The organism is Methylobacterium sp. M6A4_1b (assembly GCF_053345175.1).
In genome coordinates, this window is sequence record NZ_JBKEZQ010000046.1 from 1 (window position 1) to 14362 (window position 14362).

Genomic DNA, 14362 nt, shown 5'->3' on the forward strand with positions numbered 1-14362 from the left:
CTAGGTGTCGTTGCCCAGAAGGTTGTTCAGCCTTTGCCAGGGTGTCTGTCGGCTGAGGGCGGAGTGGGTTCGGCTGGTGTTGTAGTGGTCGATCCCGGGGCTCATGGCGCGTATCCGCTCGGCGGACGAGGCGTAGGGCTCGGCGTAGATCCATTCGCGCAGCGAGGTCTGGATGAAGCGCTCGGCCTTGCCGTTGGTGCGCGGCGTGTAGGGCCGCGTCCGAACGTGGCGCAGGCCGGCCTCGGCGAGCAGATCGCGGAAGGCATGGCTGCGGTAGGCCGAGCCGTTGTCGCTCATCACGCGCTCGACGGTGACGCCGTGCCGGGCAAAGAACGCCAGCGCCTCGTTCATGAAGGTCAGCGCGCTCTGCTTGGTCTCGTCGGGCAGGACCGCCGTGTAGGCAAGACGCGAGGCGTCGTCGATGGCGACATGCAGGGCCTCCCAACCGATGCCGCGCCGGCCATCGCGCCGGTTGCCGGTGATGCGGTGACCGACGCCCTCGATCCGGCCGAGCTTCTTCGTGTCGATGTGGATGAGTTCGCCCGGCCTCTCGCGCTGGTAGCGGATGACCGGCGGTCGGGCTTCGAGCGCGCTGAGACGGCCGAGGCCCAGGCCGCGCAGGACTCGGCCGACGGTGGAACGTGGCAGGGCCAGGCGCTCGGCGATGACCTGACCCGTCAGCCGCGTGCGCCGCAGAGCCTCGACCTGCGTGCGGATCACGGGCGTGACACGCACCTTCGGTCGGAGGGGCGCCGAGCTTCTGTCGCGAAGCGCCCCCGCGCCACCCGCCCGAAAGCGGGCCAGCCACTTGTAGGCTGAGCGCTCGCTGAGGCCGGCGGCCTGCGCCGCCTCGGCCACGCGCCAGCCTTCGACCAGGATCCGGTTCACCAGGAGGGCTCGACCATGGACCGTCATGCGGGCATGCTGATGCGTGTTCATCCGGGGCGCTCGGTCAGGGTTGGTCGGCTTCGCAACCCCAGCCTCTCACCCCCGCCTCGGGTGAACAACCTTCATAGCTTCGACAGCTAGGCGCTATGCGCATCGTGTCATGTCCGGCAAAAATCATGACCCCGCATATGAAAGCGGCGAGGCTTTCGCCCCGCCGCCGGTCGTTTCAACGGCTCGAAGCCTCAGCGCCGCGGGCCACCCGAGGTCTGGCCGTATTGCTGAACTACGAAGTTCGGCTGGTTGGCGTTGCCTTCCTGAGCCGAATCATGGCGCCGGCCATGGGCTATGGAGCCGGTGGTGATGTCGTCGTAGGAACGGCCCTCGAGGCCCCCCGGCGCCGTCACTGCGGCGACGCCAGCGGGAGCAGTGTAGCTTTGCGCAAGAGCGGGCGAAGCAATTGCGCTGGCGCTCAGTGCAAAGGCAGCAATCGCAGAAGAAAGACGAGTGTTCATGGCACAATCCACTTGGGTTTGCGCGGTCTCCGTCGAATGGCGGTGGGCCGTGACTTGTTCGGTGACGTTGATCTAGGCCTGCCTTGGCTGGAACGCTGTGCTATTTGGCACTCTCTCAGCGAACCGAAGTTTTGTGAGCAGGAGTCCGACGCCATGATCCGTCCACGAACGACCATGCTCTCCTCCGCTGCGCCCCATGCTCCGGAAAACCTCTCCACGCCGCCCTGGCAGCAGGCCATCGTGCCGATCGCCGAGGCGCTGCTGAGCCTCGTTTCGGCCGTCGAGAATGGGCCGACGGCCGGGCCCGCGGTGAAAGCTTTCCAGGCCGCGATCCGCCGGAAGGGTGAGGAAGCCTCGGCGGCAGGCGGGCGCGACGCCATGGAGTCGGCGTTGCGGATCGTCGCCGATGCCGCTCAGGATCGCGCGGAGCGGCGAGAACGCATCATCGGTCAGGCCTGGGCCGGCCTGCACGACTGGCGGCCTGAGGGGCGCCAGTCGTGACGTGCTCAGTATCCGTCGTAGAACCGTCGCGGACGGTCGTAATCGTAGCCGCCGCGGCGCCCATCGCCGAAGCCGTAGGCCCGTCCCTCGTAGAAACGGCGAGGCCCACCGTAACCACCGTAGCCGTAGCCGCGGTCATTCGGGCGGCAACGGCCCCACGGATTTGGATGGAAGCCGGGTCCGCAGCCGCCGGCCACGAACTCGATCACGGCCTCACCACGAACCTCCTGGGAAGGATCGAACGAGAGGGGGGCGGCATGCGCGGAGGTCGTCAGACCAAGCCCGGCGGCCATCACGGCGGCTATCCCGAAAATCTTCACGCGTACCATCACCTGAACCTCTTTGGCGCCCGATCTCAACTCGATCCCGACCGGCGAAATTGGAGGCTGCGCCTGACCGGCTGAACCGCTCCTGACGCCTTCCACCGCGTTCCGTTCAGGCAGTCGCAGGCCGTGATGGGCAGGTATTCTCGTGCGCCAAGCATGTGAGGCCGACATCGCGGGCATCCCAGAGAATGCGAGGAACACCGATTGGTCTGGCTCGCACCATTCCCGCGACGATCGCCCGCCAACCGGAGGCCACGCCCGAGCGTCTCGCACGATGCGGTCGCGAGCCCGCGCCAGTTAGCTGAGAGCCGTCTGCAGCCGCTCGGCCCAACTGCGATTTTCCTGGAACCAATGGGTCATTCGCGAGTTATGAGGTCCGCAAATCATATGGTTAGTAAAACGATAATACATTCTTAGAGGATCTGGAGCTTCATCAAGCTGATCTGAGTGTTGCACGTCTGCAATAGTGCTCAGGTCTGCCCTTTCTGTAAGGTCTGCCCATACCGGACCACGAGTTCCCAGGCAGACCGAACATGATCAAGAAGCTCATCCTTGCCAGCGCCGCGACGGCTCTCCTCGCCGGTGCCGCCTCAGCCGCCGATCTTCCGCGCCGCGCGGCTCCCCCGGTGTTCGTGCCGGTGCCGGTGTTCACCTGGACCGGCTTCTACGCTGGTTTCAACGCCGGTTACGGCTTCGATGCCTCCAGCAACAGCCAGCCGACCGTCATCGGCCTCAACAGCGCCAGCACCCTGCTGCCGGCCAACACCACGGGCGTGCTCGCCTTCAACAACGGCAGCAGCAACGACGGCTTCGTCGGCGGTGGTCAGATCGGCTACAACTACCAGTTCACCCCGGGCTCCGGTTTCGTGATCGGCGTCGAGGCCGACGCCCAGTACGTCGATTTCGGGCGTGACCGGAACCGCAACAGCTTCATCAGCAACCCGGCTGGTATCGCTGGACCGGCCGCCCAGCAGGTCTTCAACCCGGCCGGCGTCTCGGGCCTCGACTACTTCGGCACCGTGCGCGGCCGCCTCGGCTACGCCTTCGACCGCACCCTCGTGTACGGCACCGGCGGCTTCGCCTACGGTTCGGGCGGCGGTCGCGACTTCGGTCTGACCAATTCCAGCCGCGACGACTTCCAGACCGGCTGGGCTGCCGGCGGCGGCGTCGAGTACGCGCTCCCCACCGACTCGTTCCTGAACTTCTTCAAGTCCTCGGCCGTTACGCTGAAGATCGAAGGTCTGTACGTGAACCTCGACCAGGGCAACCGCAACAACGGCGCCTTCGCCGTCAACAACGTCGGCACCGTGATCACCACCACCAGCCCGGGCGTCGTGCTCGCCAGCGGCGGCACCTAGGTGCGCAACACCGAGTTCGCCGTCGTCCGCGCCGGCCTGAACTACAAGTTCGGCTCCTACTAGGATCGACGGGACTTTTAGGTTCGGCCTAAGCGTCCCCAGCCCCGATCACCTGGCCGCTTTCGTCGTAACGCGCCTCGAGGAGAAATCCTCGGGGCGCTTTCATGTGGCTGCACCTCGAGCCGTGGCGACGCGGACCAGGAGCGGGAATCAGCCGAACCGACCCCATCAGGTTCCCGCAAACCGAGAACGTCACACGCTCGGCCGCATGACCAAGCGCTCTGTGAGGTAGACCGGCCGGCCGATGCCGTGGCTCCCCGATATGGTATTGGGCGGCCCCGTCGGCTCGTGCATCGGTCGATGCGAACCGAGCACATCAGCAGGCCGTCGTCGCTCCGGACCGGAACACGCCAGAAGCGACGGGCTCGATCGACCCCAGGTCCATGCGGTGGTGTGCGGCTGGACCTCGGTGTCATTGTGGACCTGCCGCCGCAAGGCGAACCTCCGCTGTCACCACGGCTCACGGAGGGGAGAGGCGCTACAAGCCTTTGTCGGCGTTCTCCTTTGCCAGCCGAAGGGCTTTGAGACGCACTGTCTTGTCCTCGACGGCCTGCTGGGTCGCGTCGTAATCGGCGCGGGCCTCGCCTCCGGCACGCGCCTTTTCCAAATGCTTGGCGGCTTTCGTCTCGCGACGATCTTGAGCGCCGCTGTCATCGCTCGTCATGCTGGTGTTCCTCTTCGAGCCCGACGACCAACGGTTTCAGCGTGCCTTTGGTTGGCCATTCGTGGTCCAGCCGTGTGCCTGGATTGCCTTCGCCAGCTTGCCCTGCATCTCGGGCATCACGGACTGCATCCACTGCTGTGTTCCGGCCAGTTGCGCTTGGGCAAGCTGCGGCTGCGCCGTGACGAGCCGCTTGCCGGCCGGTGTCGCATAGAAGGCGGCGATCGCCTGCAGGTCGTCCTTCCCGAGCGCTGAGGCGAAGCTCCGAGCCTGGATGTCGAGGAGCTCATCGTAATGCGCGGTCAGGGTCGGCATCACGACCTCCTGCACGAGGACCTGGGCCTGATCCTGCTGCTTGATTCCGATCTGCTGCATCATCCCGACCATCGGCGCAGCGATCGCGCTCAACAGGGCCGTGCGATCACCCTGCATCTGCATGACCACCTCTCGGGCCGCCTTCAAGGTGGCCGGGTCGGATACGGCGGTCGGTGCGGTAGGCGCAGGTTGAGCCATCGCTGCGCAAGGCAAGACGACACCGAGGCAGAGGCTGGCAAGAAGTCGGGAGATACGCATGTCTGCTCCGATCATCGGTGCCGCGCGATCCAAAGCGACGCGGCTCACAGGTGCTGCTAACACACTTCCATGTCAGATCTGCCCAGGCTGGCAGCCGTAGGGTGGCACTGCACGGGGAAACCTATCCTTGATGCGCTCGCAGCACCATAAACGCAGGGATTCGGGCAGGCGCCGGTTCACCTCGATACCGACTTCATCATAGGGCGAGGCACCGGCCGTCACGTAGCTGTACCAGCGCCAGCCGATCGTCCTGAAACCCGCGATGACGATCGCGAAGGCCACGGTCAGTGCCAGAGCCACGCGCGACCGAGGGCGCTTCGCTTCGCCCGTCATGTCGGACTCCTCCCGCTTTCCGTCACCCTCCGGAGGCTCATGAGCGAGGAAGTAGCCGACGCCAAGCTCAATCCGCGTCATGGCTCGCGCCGAGTTGCAGTGGGGTTGCCGCCTCGGCCCGTCTCCCAGAACTGAGCGCCGAAAGGTGGCTTGCCGAGATGGTCCACCTGTGCAGCGAGCCTACCCCATGAGGTTTGGCCGCACAGGCCGGCAGGCGCTGGGTTGGGATGACGGACCGCCCCGGCACAAAGCCGATCTCCGCGCAAGCCTTGACGGACGGAACGGCGGATACCGGACAATCCTGAGGATCGCCAATCTTTGGGGATCAAAGAAGACTCGGACGGCGTTCACTTACGATCCCCGCACTTGGCAGGAGGGTCGTCATGGGTCTGACCGCGTTCATTGTCTTCGTCGTTCCGTGGATGTTACTCGCAGTCTGGTTGTTCAGCCTGCCTGGCGCCATCCGATTAGGTGCTCCTTCCGCTCCTTGGCGCCCATTGTCTCCCGGGCGGGATCAGCTACGGGAACAGGAGCGGCGCGAAACGATCCGCAGCACCATGGTAGTCTTCAGATCCGGTTCGACAGGCGGAAATCTGCATGAGCCGCGCACTCTTCCGCGAGGCGGAGCATTGGGACCGAGCGTCGAGGACACCGAGCCAAAAGAATAGCGGGAGAACCGGCGAAACCCGAGACTTCGTCACTCAGAAGGATCTTTTCGCGATCCCGTCGCCACGATCCACGGCATCGCATCCGGTCAGGCGCGCCGCAGCTCGAGCGCGCTCCCCGTCGATGTCGCGAGCCCCGCGCTGCGTGGCCTCCGGCGTCGTCCGCAGAACTGGAATGGCCTTCGGGTGGATCGAACCAATGATGCTGTTGGCCTCGCAGGTCAGGAACGAGGATAGGCGATGATCCGTTTCCGCGCGGTCGGAGTCGTCGGCCATCGTGCCGCGCAGGCCCGTCCAGGGCCACCGGTGCGGGCTCTTCGCGTTGCGACGTTGGGGCCGGGGCTCGCCGGACTGCTTCGGGTTCGGGGTCGCCGCGTGGAACATCTCGCGGATGTGCGCGCCGTCCTCGGCTCCGTGCTTGATCGGCATGGGCTGTCGGAGAGGATTCCCGGCCGCGGCGGCAAGTTGCCCGCCCGATCCACCGAGACCCCGACGGAGGCGCCGAGTTTCGGCCTGGGCAGAGCCAACCGTGAGAGATCGCGCATGGCTCAGGTCCTCGACGGCAGTCCCGCCCGCGTCGGGCCCCCCGTCGTGTCGAGCTTGGCGCGGCACGTCAGGCCATAGATGTTGGGCGCCCGGCTTTCCACCTCGCGTTGAAAGCGGCAGGTTTGCGTGAGGGCCAAGTATACCTCCAGCATCGAAGCTTGCGCCCCGAAGCGCTGGCGCAGCCGCTCGACTCCGTAGCATCCGCGCCGGCCGCAGGGACTGCACGTGACGACGATGCGGTCCGCGCGGACGTCGCACAGGCGCTCCACGGTCAGGCATCTCGATCGGCCGGTAAGGCACCGCGGACATAACCGTAGGAGATCCGTTGTTGAGCCGTCGCAAGCTTCGCCTCGAGGCTCAGGATGTCTTCGATGGCCTGCAGCAGGGCACGGCACGTGTCACCGCCGGCCGCTTCCTCGTAGGCCAGGGCGATCATCTCGGTCTCGCTCATGGACGCCATCTCGGCGATCTGCGCTGCGGTCATCGTCCTGGTCCTCTTGGGTACAAACCAGGAACACGCTGAGCCAAACCGGGTCAAACGCTTTGTGGATACCCTGTGCAGACTGGGGACAGGCGTCAGAAATTCCTTGCCGGGAGGTGCGTGACGCTGGCGCGCGAAAACCTGTCAAGCGCAATGAAAGACCCGCCGCGGCCGGCGGCCGGGCGGGTCTCGGACCTCGGATCAGGGCGTCCGAGCCCTTACAGGTTCAGGAAGGCGTTGGCCGAGCCGACGACGGTGAAGGCAAGGCCACCCACGAAGGCGGCGATCATCGCGTAGGAGAAGCCTTTCAGAAGCATCCGAGGGTCTCCTCCGATCAGCAGCGGTTTCCGCCTGAGGTCTGGCCGTACTGCTGCGTGGGGAAGTTCTGCTGGTTGGCGTTGCCCTCTGCAGCCGAGCTCATCGGGCAACCCAAATAGGCGGGAGGACGGCGCACATCGTTGACCGAGCCCGTGGTCTCGACATCGTAGGGCGCGAACGACGTGTAGCGGGAGGGGCTGTCATAGGCCATTGCGGACGAGATCGGAGCAACGCCAAGGAAAAGTGCAGTGGCGAGGGCGGCGATACGGGTCTTCATTAAAGCTTACGAGCTCCTTAACAGTACGAACCAGATTTCCGGTTCGTTTCTCTCTGTCTGAAGCCAAGATAGGCAGCGATTTCCATTTTTGACGTGCCAGAGAACACGTGCGGCGCGGGATTAATGCCGAACGCCGCGCATCCAATCTCAGCTATTCCGGTACGGACCGTGGAAGAGGTCGCCTAAAGCTTTGCGTCTGAACATGGTATACCAGCGTCGGCGCCGATGTTCGGGCCGATCGTGGTTCATGTGGCAGCGCTGACAGAAGGCCGCGAGGTTCTTGCCTGCGTTGTTCGCCGTGTCGTGATCGCGATGGGCGGTGGCGAGGACCACACGGGTCGTTCGGACGGTTCCGAGCACGTCGTCTGCCCCGACCGCGAGGCAGACGAAGCGCCCGGTTCCATCACGCCAGGATCTCGCCTCTCCGTCCCACCAGCGGCCATCGCCGAGGTGATGGACGGTTTGCCCATGCGGCCGAGCGCAAACCTCACACCGGCCGCCGGCGCGCGTGAAGCGGATGACCGCCGAGAGTTGGGGCCAGTCGATCGGATAGAGGAAGCGGTGCTCGCGCCGGATGGGCATGGCGGCAAAAGGCCATGCCCCGGGGGCAAGCCTTCGCTCAAGGATCAGGTTCGACCCTGCTTGCCCGCCCGCGAGCTGGCCGGGGGGTACGATCTTTGACCTCCCAGCCCTACATCTAGGCCGAAAATGGAGGGCGTGACGTGTTCACAGTGAAGGGGATCGATCCGAGCGGCAGGAGCATGACCTTTGCCTGCGGCACGGATGAGCAGGCGATGGAGAGGACGTGGGAACTCCGGCGCCGGGGCTTCAGGGACGTCGTGGTCGTCGACCACAAGGGCAAGGAACTCGGTGACGCTGCCTTCGAGCGATCCTTGGAGATCGAGTGGGACTGACGTGCTTCGGCGAGGCCCGGCTGCAACGCGGAAGCCCCTTGGCGTGCGACGACGATCTCTACTCGGTTCGGTACTTTCCGCGCCATCGGCGGCGATTGATGTGCTTTTTGAGCTCAGGTAGCTGCGAAGGCAGCAACTCCCGCGTCTTGGTTGGCGTTGGCATAACAGGCTTCAAATCATCGTTCCGCGTTCTGTAGTTTTTCGTCTTTCCCCGGGCGGTCGGTAATACCCAGGCGATCGCCGAAAAGCCGACGAACATCATTAGGCCGAAGAGTCCGCTCGAGATGCCCTTCCAGGATGGCTCAGGCTGGATCATCATCGTGATGATCCCGCCGAGCGCGAAAGCCGCCGCAAGAATGCGAAAGAAGTCGGAAGTCGTCATCTCCCTGACAGGATCGACCAGGATAATTACCAGTCGGTAAAGGGGTTGATGTATTTACACTTCAGGTCTCAATTCTACACCGCGAAGCGACCAAGAGGGTAACAGGGTGTCGACACAGCTTTGTTCGGACATCGATCGCGCGCTGTCGGCCGCGTGCGAACATGTCGGCGATCCTGAGAGCCAGACTCCCGGATTCGTGGATGACGTCATGCGCGTGGTCGATGGGGCCTTACGATTCCTCGAACAGGACCGTGGCATCTGGGAGGCCCGCCGGGCAGTGCTCGAACGGCTGGAGAGTGCTGCGCAGCTGATCGATCGCGACAGGACCGGACCCTATGACGGACGTTCGAAGCGAGCCATCGCAACGGCGCTGGCGCATGCGGTCCAAACCATCAAGGATCTGCAGGCGCAGATCCTGCGGCACGGCCGCGTGAACGCTGCAGGTGACCGGGTCGGGCTCGGAAAGGCCGGGGCGGCGATCGCGTAGGAGCCGGCGTGCTCGTCGAGAAGACGCGCGGATCAGCCCGCGATCGAACACAGGCGCCCCTGTCGTTCGATGATGTCGATGGCGCGCCGGGCTACAGCCCGAGCGATCGAACGATCGGACGGCTCTGGTTTCCTGCCGGTGCGCTCATAGGAACCTGATGGAACCTGCCGCTGCCACCAGGGATTCGGTCGCCTGACGACGCACGCCACCTTCAGGCAAGCCACCTTCAGGCATGTGGCCGCAACGCGTGCGGCTGCGCCGAAGGCAAACGAGACTATGATGACCAGGGCCTGAGACACGTGCGCGGGATGATGCGCTATCGTGTGGCAGCGTGCCTCACCGTGATGTCCGTCGGACGTGACGCCCCCAAAGCCGGCCCGCGCCCGAACCGGTCAGATAAAGGATCAGAGCCGCGAGCGTGGCCATTCCGGCAGGTCGAAGATCGGGCATTCCGGAGACGCTGCCATGCTCGACCAGCGTAAGGGGCGATCTCGCAGCGTCCGGGCTCATGGAAACGCCATCCAGCATCGTCATGCGTCGACACTTCTGGGCCGGATGGAGGGGGTCCAGACCTCCTGCCAGACAGGCAGGGAGCGGTCGGGCCTCCCAGACGGCTTGCCCTGCAAGTGCCGAAGCCAACAGCAGGCATGGGACCGCAAGGGCAAGGCCGATGCGCTGTTGCGGTAACGATCGATCCACGGTCTCGCCTCCTCAGTTGGGCACGCTGTTGCAGGCCTCGCCTCATGCTCGTCGGGAACGCCGAGATGTCCCCTGACTGTCAAGCGAGCCGGCTGGTGGACGGCCGATGCTTGGCTGAGCGTGGCCGACGTCGCTGAGACGGCGGCGGCCCATCCTCGTCCGGTAACAGATCGGTGAACGGCACCGTGAACAGATGCCGATGCTCGGCATCGGCCACCGAGAACCGGTAGCTGGTCAGCTGCGGATTGCGGCTGCAGTCCCCTTGCGAGGTGAACCCCGCTCCATGACGGGCCAGCGTCAGTGCGGCCTCATCATCGGTGCAGTCCAGCCCCTGATAGTCCAAGCACACGAGACCGGACTGGGATTGGACGTCGAAGAAATATGTCGGCATGGCGCGCTCCGCCCCTGCCCCCTCCCGAGGCGTTCGGGCTGTTGGTCGCCCTGGCCTCACGGCGCGAGTGTCGCGCCAATCTGACCGGCTGTCACCCTGCCTTCCGCCTCCGTCGGATCAGGCCGCCTCGCCGATCGCCGCGAGGGCGCTGCGGCTCTTGCCACTTCCCTTCGCCGCGTAGAGGGCCTGGTCGGCGGCCGAGAGCAGGCTCGTCAGGTCGGTGCCGTGTTCGGGGGCCAGCGCGATGCCGATGCTGACGCCGACCGTCACGGTCCGATCGGGACTCAACGTGAAGGGAACGCAGATCTGCGAGACGATCCGCTCGCTGAAGGCGATCAGGGCAGCGGGGGCGAGGATATCGGTGAGGACGACGAACTCGTCGCCTCCAATGCGCGCGACGACGTCCCGAGGGCGCGCGCCTTCCCGAAGGCGCTCCGCGACGGCCTGAAGCAGCTGGTCGCCCGTACCGTGGCCATGGGTGTCGTTGATGGCCTTGAAGCCATCGAGGTCGAGGTAGAGCAGGGCAGCGAGACCATCGCGCCGTGCGGTGATCGCTTCGGCCAGGCCGGCCCTGTTCAGCAGGCCGGTCAGGCTGTCGTGCTGGGCCCGGAACGCCTGGTCGCGCTCGGCCTGCATGGTGGCGACCAGCATCCGGTTCAGGCGAAACCCGGCGGCGCTCATGCTGGCGAGATAGAACGGGATCTGGAGGAATGTGATGAGGAGGAGCGGCTCCCCGGTGAAGGGCGCGGCCAGGCAGCAGGAGCCGAGGGTCAGGACGATCATCGCGCCCGCCAGCCGTGGGGCTCCGAAATTGCGGAACGAGATCCCCCCGACCATCGCTGCCGCCGAGAGGCACGCCAGCGTCGCCGCGACCCAGTCCCCGCTGGCCAGGCTGATGAAGGTCCCGTAGCCGACGCTCGCCGCCCAGGCGAGGCCGAGCAGGATGTAGAGGTCCGTCGGGGTCCTCCGCCGGGCGACGGCGGCGCGCTGCGCGATCACCAGCACCAGGAGGCGGGCCAGGCAGATGCTGAACTCCAGTGCGCACCAGAGCAGGAAGGAGGGTTGGGGGATCCGGCAGGCGAGGAGCGTCGAGACCGCGAGGGTATTCAGGACGCCTCCGGCGAAGATCGGAAGCGTCCCGAACAGGCTCGCGATCAGGGCGGTGCGGATCTCCTCCGGCACGTCGCGCCCGGCATCGGTCAGCCACCGCGTCACGCGCCAGCGAGGAAGGCTGAACAGCCGTGAATCGTTCTGCATCGAACCACCTGGAACCCGTGGATGAACGGCCCCCGTGGCGCCTGACGATCTAGAGGATGCCGGGCACCTGCCTCGTCCCGATCGATCGCCCGGATTGGGTTAACATTCACACCATCGCGCGTATCCCGCCGCGTCCTGGGAGCACGCGAAGGGCTTTCGCCCGCAAGCCGGACGGCCTCCGCCGGGCCGGATCGATGCGGTCGCCGACGCGGCTACGCGGCCTGACTGCCGTTTTCTGGAAAGGCGCCCCCAAAGAGACGGGCGGGGCGGCCGATCAGGTAGCCCTGGACCGCGTCGCACCCGATCGCGCGCAGGAGATTGAGCTGCTCGCGGTTCTCCACGCCCTCGGCCAGCGTCGGGATGTTCATGTCCCGGCCCATCTGCGTCACGGCCTTGATGACGGCCAGGGACTGGCGGTCGTGCAGGGCCGCGGCGATGAAGCTGCGATCGATCTTGATCCGATCGAGGGGGAGGTCACGCAGGTGGGCCAGGGAGGAGTAGCCCGTCCCGAAATCGTCCATCGCGATCTTGATGCCGAGGCCGCGGAGCGCGTCCAGGGTGTGGGCGATCTGCGGCCCATCCTCGACGAGCGCCGTCTCCGTCAACTCGAGTTCGAGGCGGTCCGCCGGCAGCCCGCTTCCGGCCAGGGCTTCGGCGACGTGCGAGAGCAGGCGGGGCGAGCGGAGCTGCACCGCGGAGACGTTCACGGCCAGGTTCCGCTCGGCCGGCCAGTTCACCGCCTCGAGGCAGGCCTGCTCCAGCACCCACCGCCCGATCGGGACGATGAGACCATTCTCCTCGGCCAGGGGAATGAACTCGTCCGGCGAGACCAGCCCCCGATTCGGGTGGTTCCATCGGATCAGGGCCTCGCACGATACGATCTTGTCGCTCGCGAGGGACATGATCGGCTGGTAGACGAGGTGGAATTGTCCCTGGGCGAGCGCCCCGCGCAGATCGTTCTCGAGATGGCCGCGCTCGGCGATGGCTTCGATCATGCCGGGCTGGTAGCTGACGGCCAGCCCGCGGCCACGGCGTTTGGCTTCGTAGAGAGCGATGTCGGCGCGCTGCATCAGGTCGCTGGGGCTGGTGCTGTCTTCAAGGTTGCACACGCCGATGCTGCAGCCGATGACCACCGTCACGCTCTCGAGCGCGTACGGCTTCTCGATCTCCGCCACGATCCGGTCCGCCAGGGCCTTGGCCGATCCTGCATCGCGCAGGGTCAGGATTGCCAGCTCGTCGCCGCCGTGCCGCGCGATGAACCCATCGGCGCCGATCACCGCGCGAAGCCGGGTCGCGACTGCCACGAGAAGCTGATCCCCGGCGGAATGCCCGAACGTGTCGTTCACGAACTTGAAACGGTCGAGGTCGAGCAGCAGAAGTGTGGATCGTGCGGTTTCGTGGTGATCGGCAAGCATCCGCTCGTTGAGCGCGCGCCTGTTGCACAGGCCCGTCAGCGGGTCGTGATAGGCGAGCTGCGAGATCTCCTCCTGCGCACGCCGGTCCCGGGTCACGTCGTCATAGGTCAGGACGGCGCCGTCAGCGACGGGCTGACAGGCGATCGACAGGATGCGGCCGTCATCGAACCGGTGTTCGACGCGGGTTTCCTCGCTCTTGCTCATCCAGAGCCAGTGATTGTCGATCACACGCCCGATGCGATCGGCGTCCCACCCGTTGACCTCACCGGTGGCCTTGAGGAAATCACCGAGTCGCATCCCGGGGCGCAGGCTGTCCTGCGTCAGGCCGAGCATGCTGACGAGACGCTGGTTGTAGAGCTCGATCCTTCCGCCTGACGAGATCTTCAGGATGCCGTTGGACATGTTCTGAAGCGCCGTCGCCAGGACGCTCAGATGCGCTTGCTCGCGCGCCTCGAAGCGTTGGGTCGCGGCCAATGCGACGAAGGCGCCAGTGATCAGGATCGCCGCGCCGCCCGCGGTCAGGATCCCCAGTGCCACCTGGATGTTCGAAGCGAGGTCGTCGACACGCTGCCCTTCCACGATCGTGCCGGCGAGGGAGGTGAAGTGGGTTCCACACACGGCGAGGACGATGAGCGCACAGGCGACCGCACCGAATGGGCGCCGGGCTGGAAGCAGGCTCGCGACGGCCATCACCATCGCTCCAAGCAGATAGGCCAGAATGTTCGCCGTGGCCGATTGGCTCTGCGTGCAACCCTCCAGGGCGGACATGCCGGTGATGTGCATCGCGCCGATGCCGAGGCCGGACACCGCGCCGAAGAGGCCGCGGCACGGGCGGCTCGCCGGCAGGACGGAGAGCGCGAGGGGCAGACCGACCGCGAGAACCGCGATCAGCGCCGACGCCACCGTCGTTCCGTAGTGATAGCTCAGGACGATGTCGGTCCGGTACCCGAGCATTCCGATGAAGTGCGTCGTCCAGACGCCGAGTCCCGCTGCGAAGGCCGTGCCGACCAGCCACGGGGTGCGCCGTGCCGCGGGTGCGGCCTCCGCCCTCCGCAAGAGGTGCACCGTCAGCCAAGCACTGAGGGCGCAGATCGTCGCTGCCGCCAGGACAGAGATGGCTGCCTGACTGTCCAGAAATGTTGCGACTGTGAGCATCATGCGCCAGATTTAGCGCGGAAGTCCTTGAGTCTCCGTCAAGGGCTTCGGTGAACGATGCGTTATTTTTGCTACCAAACGCCTAGGTGTTTGATCCCGCGGTGTGGTGATACGGTCGAGCACCATGTTGCGAGGGAAGCGCTATGGGCCAAATTCTCCATGG

Annotated in this window: 17 protein-coding genes and 1 pseudogene; 4 read left to right on the plus strand and 14 right to left on the minus strand. The window is 65.7% G+C overall.

Features of this window, described 5'->3' with window-relative positions; genetic code table 11:
- Both ACLBWX_RS22055 and ACLBWX_RS22060 read right to left on the minus strand, forming a co-directional pair.
- A complete protein-coding gene (locus ACLBWX_RS22055) occupies positions 1-939 on the minus strand; it encodes an IS481 family transposase (RefSeq protein ID WP_447676926.1) in 939 nt (312 codons plus the stop codon).
- A gap of 191 nt (positions 940-1130) precedes the next feature.
- Positions 1131-1400, minus strand: a complete 270-nt coding sequence (locus tag ACLBWX_RS22060) for a hypothetical protein (RefSeq protein WP_447679096.1) — start codon at positions 1398-1400, stop codon at positions 1131-1133.
- 54 nt (positions 1401-1454) lie between these two features.
- On the opposite strand from ACLBWX_RS22060, the gene ACLBWX_RS22065 reads away from it, so the two are divergent.
- Positions 1455-1901 carry a hypothetical protein gene (locus ACLBWX_RS22065; RefSeq protein ID WP_447679097.1) on the plus strand — a complete coding sequence of 149 codons (447 nt, stop codon included), beginning with the start codon at positions 1455-1457 and terminating at the stop codon, positions 1899-1901.
- A 5-nt stretch (positions 1902-1906) separates the two neighbouring features.
- Here ACLBWX_RS22065 and ACLBWX_RS22070 read toward each other — a convergent pair whose 3' ends face one another.
- The gene (locus ACLBWX_RS22070) at positions 1907-2230 is read right to left on the minus strand and encodes a GCG_CRPN prefix-to-repeats domain-containing protein (RefSeq protein ID WP_447679111.1); all 324 of its coding nucleotides are present in this window, start codon (positions 2228-2230) and stop codon (positions 1907-1909) included.
- 533 nt (positions 2231-2763) lie between these two features.
- Here ACLBWX_RS22070 and ACLBWX_RS22075 point away from each other — a divergent pair.
- Positions 2764-3648, plus strand: a pseudogene (locus ACLBWX_RS22075) (outer membrane protein).
- A 475-nt stretch (positions 3649-4123) separates the two neighbouring features.
- Here the strand turns inward: ACLBWX_RS22075 and ACLBWX_RS22080 are convergent.
- The 7 genes from ACLBWX_RS22080 to ACLBWX_RS22110 all read right to left on the minus strand — a co-directional run bounded on the left by ACLBWX_RS22080 (position 4124) and on the right by ACLBWX_RS22110 (position 8081).
- A complete protein-coding gene (locus tag ACLBWX_RS22080) occupies positions 4124-4309 on the minus strand; it encodes a hypothetical protein (protein ID WP_447679098.1) in 186 nt (61 codons plus the stop codon).
- A gap of 36 nt (positions 4310-4345) precedes the next feature.
- A complete protein-coding gene (locus ACLBWX_RS22085) occupies positions 4346-4879 on the minus strand; it encodes a DUF2059 domain-containing protein (RefSeq protein ID WP_447679099.1) in 534 nt (177 codons plus the stop codon).
- A gap of 72 nt (positions 4880-4951) precedes the next feature.
- Entirely contained in the window at positions 4952-5293 is a 342-nt protein-coding gene (locus ACLBWX_RS22090; protein WP_447679100.1) for a hypothetical protein, read from the minus strand.
- A 620-nt stretch (positions 5294-5913) separates the two neighbouring features.
- Positions 5914-6306: a hypothetical protein gene (locus ACLBWX_RS22095; RefSeq protein WP_447679101.1), complete on the minus strand. Its 393-nt coding sequence runs from the start codon at positions 6304-6306 to the stop codon at positions 5914-5916.
- A 388-nt stretch (positions 6307-6694) separates the two neighbouring features.
- A complete protein-coding gene (locus ACLBWX_RS22100; RefSeq protein WP_447679102.1) occupies positions 6695-6907 on the minus strand; it encodes a hypothetical protein in 213 nt (70 codons plus the stop codon).
- A 331-nt stretch (positions 6908-7238) separates the two neighbouring features.
- Positions 7239-7499, minus strand: coding sequence for a hypothetical protein (locus ACLBWX_RS22105; RefSeq protein ID WP_447679103.1), 261 nt, complete (start codon positions 7497-7499; stop codon positions 7239-7241).
- Positions 7500-7646: 147 nt separating this feature from the next.
- Positions 7647-8081, minus strand: a complete 435-nt coding sequence (locus ACLBWX_RS22110) for a hypothetical protein (RefSeq protein WP_447679104.1) — start codon at positions 8079-8081, stop codon at positions 7647-7649.
- 140 nt (positions 8082-8221) lie between these two features.
- Here ACLBWX_RS22110 and ACLBWX_RS22115 point away from each other — a divergent pair, with 140 nt between their 5' ends.
- Positions 8222-8413, plus strand: coding sequence for a hypothetical protein (locus tag ACLBWX_RS22115; RefSeq protein WP_447679105.1), 192 nt, complete (start codon positions 8222-8224; stop codon positions 8411-8413).
- 58 nt (positions 8414-8471) lie between these two features.
- Here ACLBWX_RS22115 and ACLBWX_RS22120 read toward each other — a convergent pair whose 3' ends face one another.
- The gene (locus ACLBWX_RS22120; RefSeq protein ID WP_447679106.1) at positions 8472-8795 is read right to left on the minus strand and encodes a hypothetical protein; all 324 of its coding nucleotides are present in this window, start codon (positions 8793-8795) and stop codon (positions 8472-8474) included.
- 106 nt (positions 8796-8901) lie between these two features.
- On the opposite strand from ACLBWX_RS22120, the gene ACLBWX_RS22125 reads away from it, so the two are divergent.
- Positions 8902-9282: a hypothetical protein gene (locus tag ACLBWX_RS22125; protein ID WP_447679107.1), complete on the plus strand. Its 381-nt coding sequence runs from the start codon at positions 8902-8904 to the stop codon at positions 9280-9282.
- Between the two features lie 778 nt (positions 9283-10060).
- Here the strand turns inward: ACLBWX_RS22125 and ACLBWX_RS22130 are convergent.
- From ACLBWX_RS22130 to ACLBWX_RS22140, 3 genes are all read right to left on the minus strand, one after another.
- Entirely contained in the window at positions 10061-10372 is a 312-nt protein-coding gene (locus tag ACLBWX_RS22130; RefSeq protein WP_447679108.1) for a DUF6894 family protein, read from the minus strand.
- 117 nt (positions 10373-10489) lie between these two features.
- Positions 10490-11629: a diguanylate cyclase domain-containing protein gene (locus ACLBWX_RS22135; RefSeq protein WP_447679109.1), complete on the minus strand. Its 1140-nt coding sequence runs from the start codon at positions 11627-11629 to the stop codon at positions 10490-10492.
- A gap of 212 nt (positions 11630-11841) precedes the next feature.
- Positions 11842-14202 carry a bifunctional diguanylate cyclase/phosphodiesterase gene (locus ACLBWX_RS22140; protein ID WP_447679110.1) on the minus strand — a complete coding sequence of 787 codons (2361 nt, stop codon included), beginning with the start codon at positions 14200-14202 and terminating at the stop codon, positions 11842-11844.
- Positions 14203-14362 lie beyond the last annotated feature (160 nt).

Excerpts from the sequence above, each read along its gene's own strand:
- ACLBWX_RS22055 (WP_447676926.1), bottom strand. The coding sequence starts at position 939 with ATGAACACGCATCAGCATGCCCGCATGACGGTCCATGGTCGAGCCCTC.
- ACLBWX_RS22060 (WP_447679096.1), bottom strand. The coding sequence starts at position 1,400 with ATGAACACTCGTCTTTCTTCTGCGATTGCTGCCTTTGCACTGAGCGCC.
- ACLBWX_RS22070 (WP_447679111.1), bottom strand. The coding sequence starts at position 2,230 with ATGGTACGCGTGAAGATTTTCGGGATAGCCGCCGTGATGGCCGCCGGG.
- ACLBWX_RS22080 (WP_447679098.1), bottom strand. The coding sequence starts at position 4,309 with ATGACGAGCGATGACAGCGGCGCTCAAGATCGTCGCGAGACGAAAGCC.
- ACLBWX_RS22085 (WP_447679099.1), bottom strand. The coding sequence starts at position 4,879 with ATGCGTATCTCCCGACTTCTTGCCAGCCTCTGCCTCGGTGTCGTCTTG.
- ACLBWX_RS22090 (WP_447679100.1), bottom strand. The coding sequence starts at position 5,293 with ATGACGCGGATTGAGCTTGGCGTCGGCTACTTCCTCGCTCATGAGCCT.
- ACLBWX_RS22095 (WP_447679101.1), bottom strand. The coding sequence starts at position 6,306 with ATGCCGATCAAGCACGGAGCCGAGGACGGCGCGCACATCCGCGAGATG.
- ACLBWX_RS22100 (WP_447679102.1), bottom strand. The coding sequence starts at position 6,907 with ATGACCGCAGCGCAGATCGCCGAGATGGCGTCCATGAGCGAGACCGAG.
- ACLBWX_RS22105 (WP_447679103.1), bottom strand. The coding sequence starts at position 7,499 with ATGAAGACCCGTATCGCCGCCCTCGCCACTGCACTTTTCCTTGGCGTT.
- ACLBWX_RS22110 (WP_447679104.1), bottom strand. The coding sequence starts at position 8,081 with ATGCCCATCCGGCGCGAGCACCGCTTCCTCTATCCGATCGACTGGCCC.
- ACLBWX_RS22120 (WP_447679106.1), bottom strand. The coding sequence starts at position 8,795 with ATGACGACTTCCGACTTCTTTCGCATTCTTGCGGCGGCTTTCGCGCTC.
- ACLBWX_RS22130 (WP_447679108.1), bottom strand. The coding sequence starts at position 10,372 with ATGCCGACATATTTCTTCGACGTCCAATCCCAGTCCGGTCTCGTGTGC.
- ACLBWX_RS22135 (WP_447679109.1), bottom strand. The coding sequence starts at position 11,629 with ATGCAGAACGATTCACGGCTGTTCAGCCTTCCTCGCTGGCGCGTGACG.
- ACLBWX_RS22140 (WP_447679110.1), bottom strand. The coding sequence starts at position 14,202 with ATGATGCTCACAGTCGCAACATTTCTGGACAGTCAGGCAGCCATCTCT.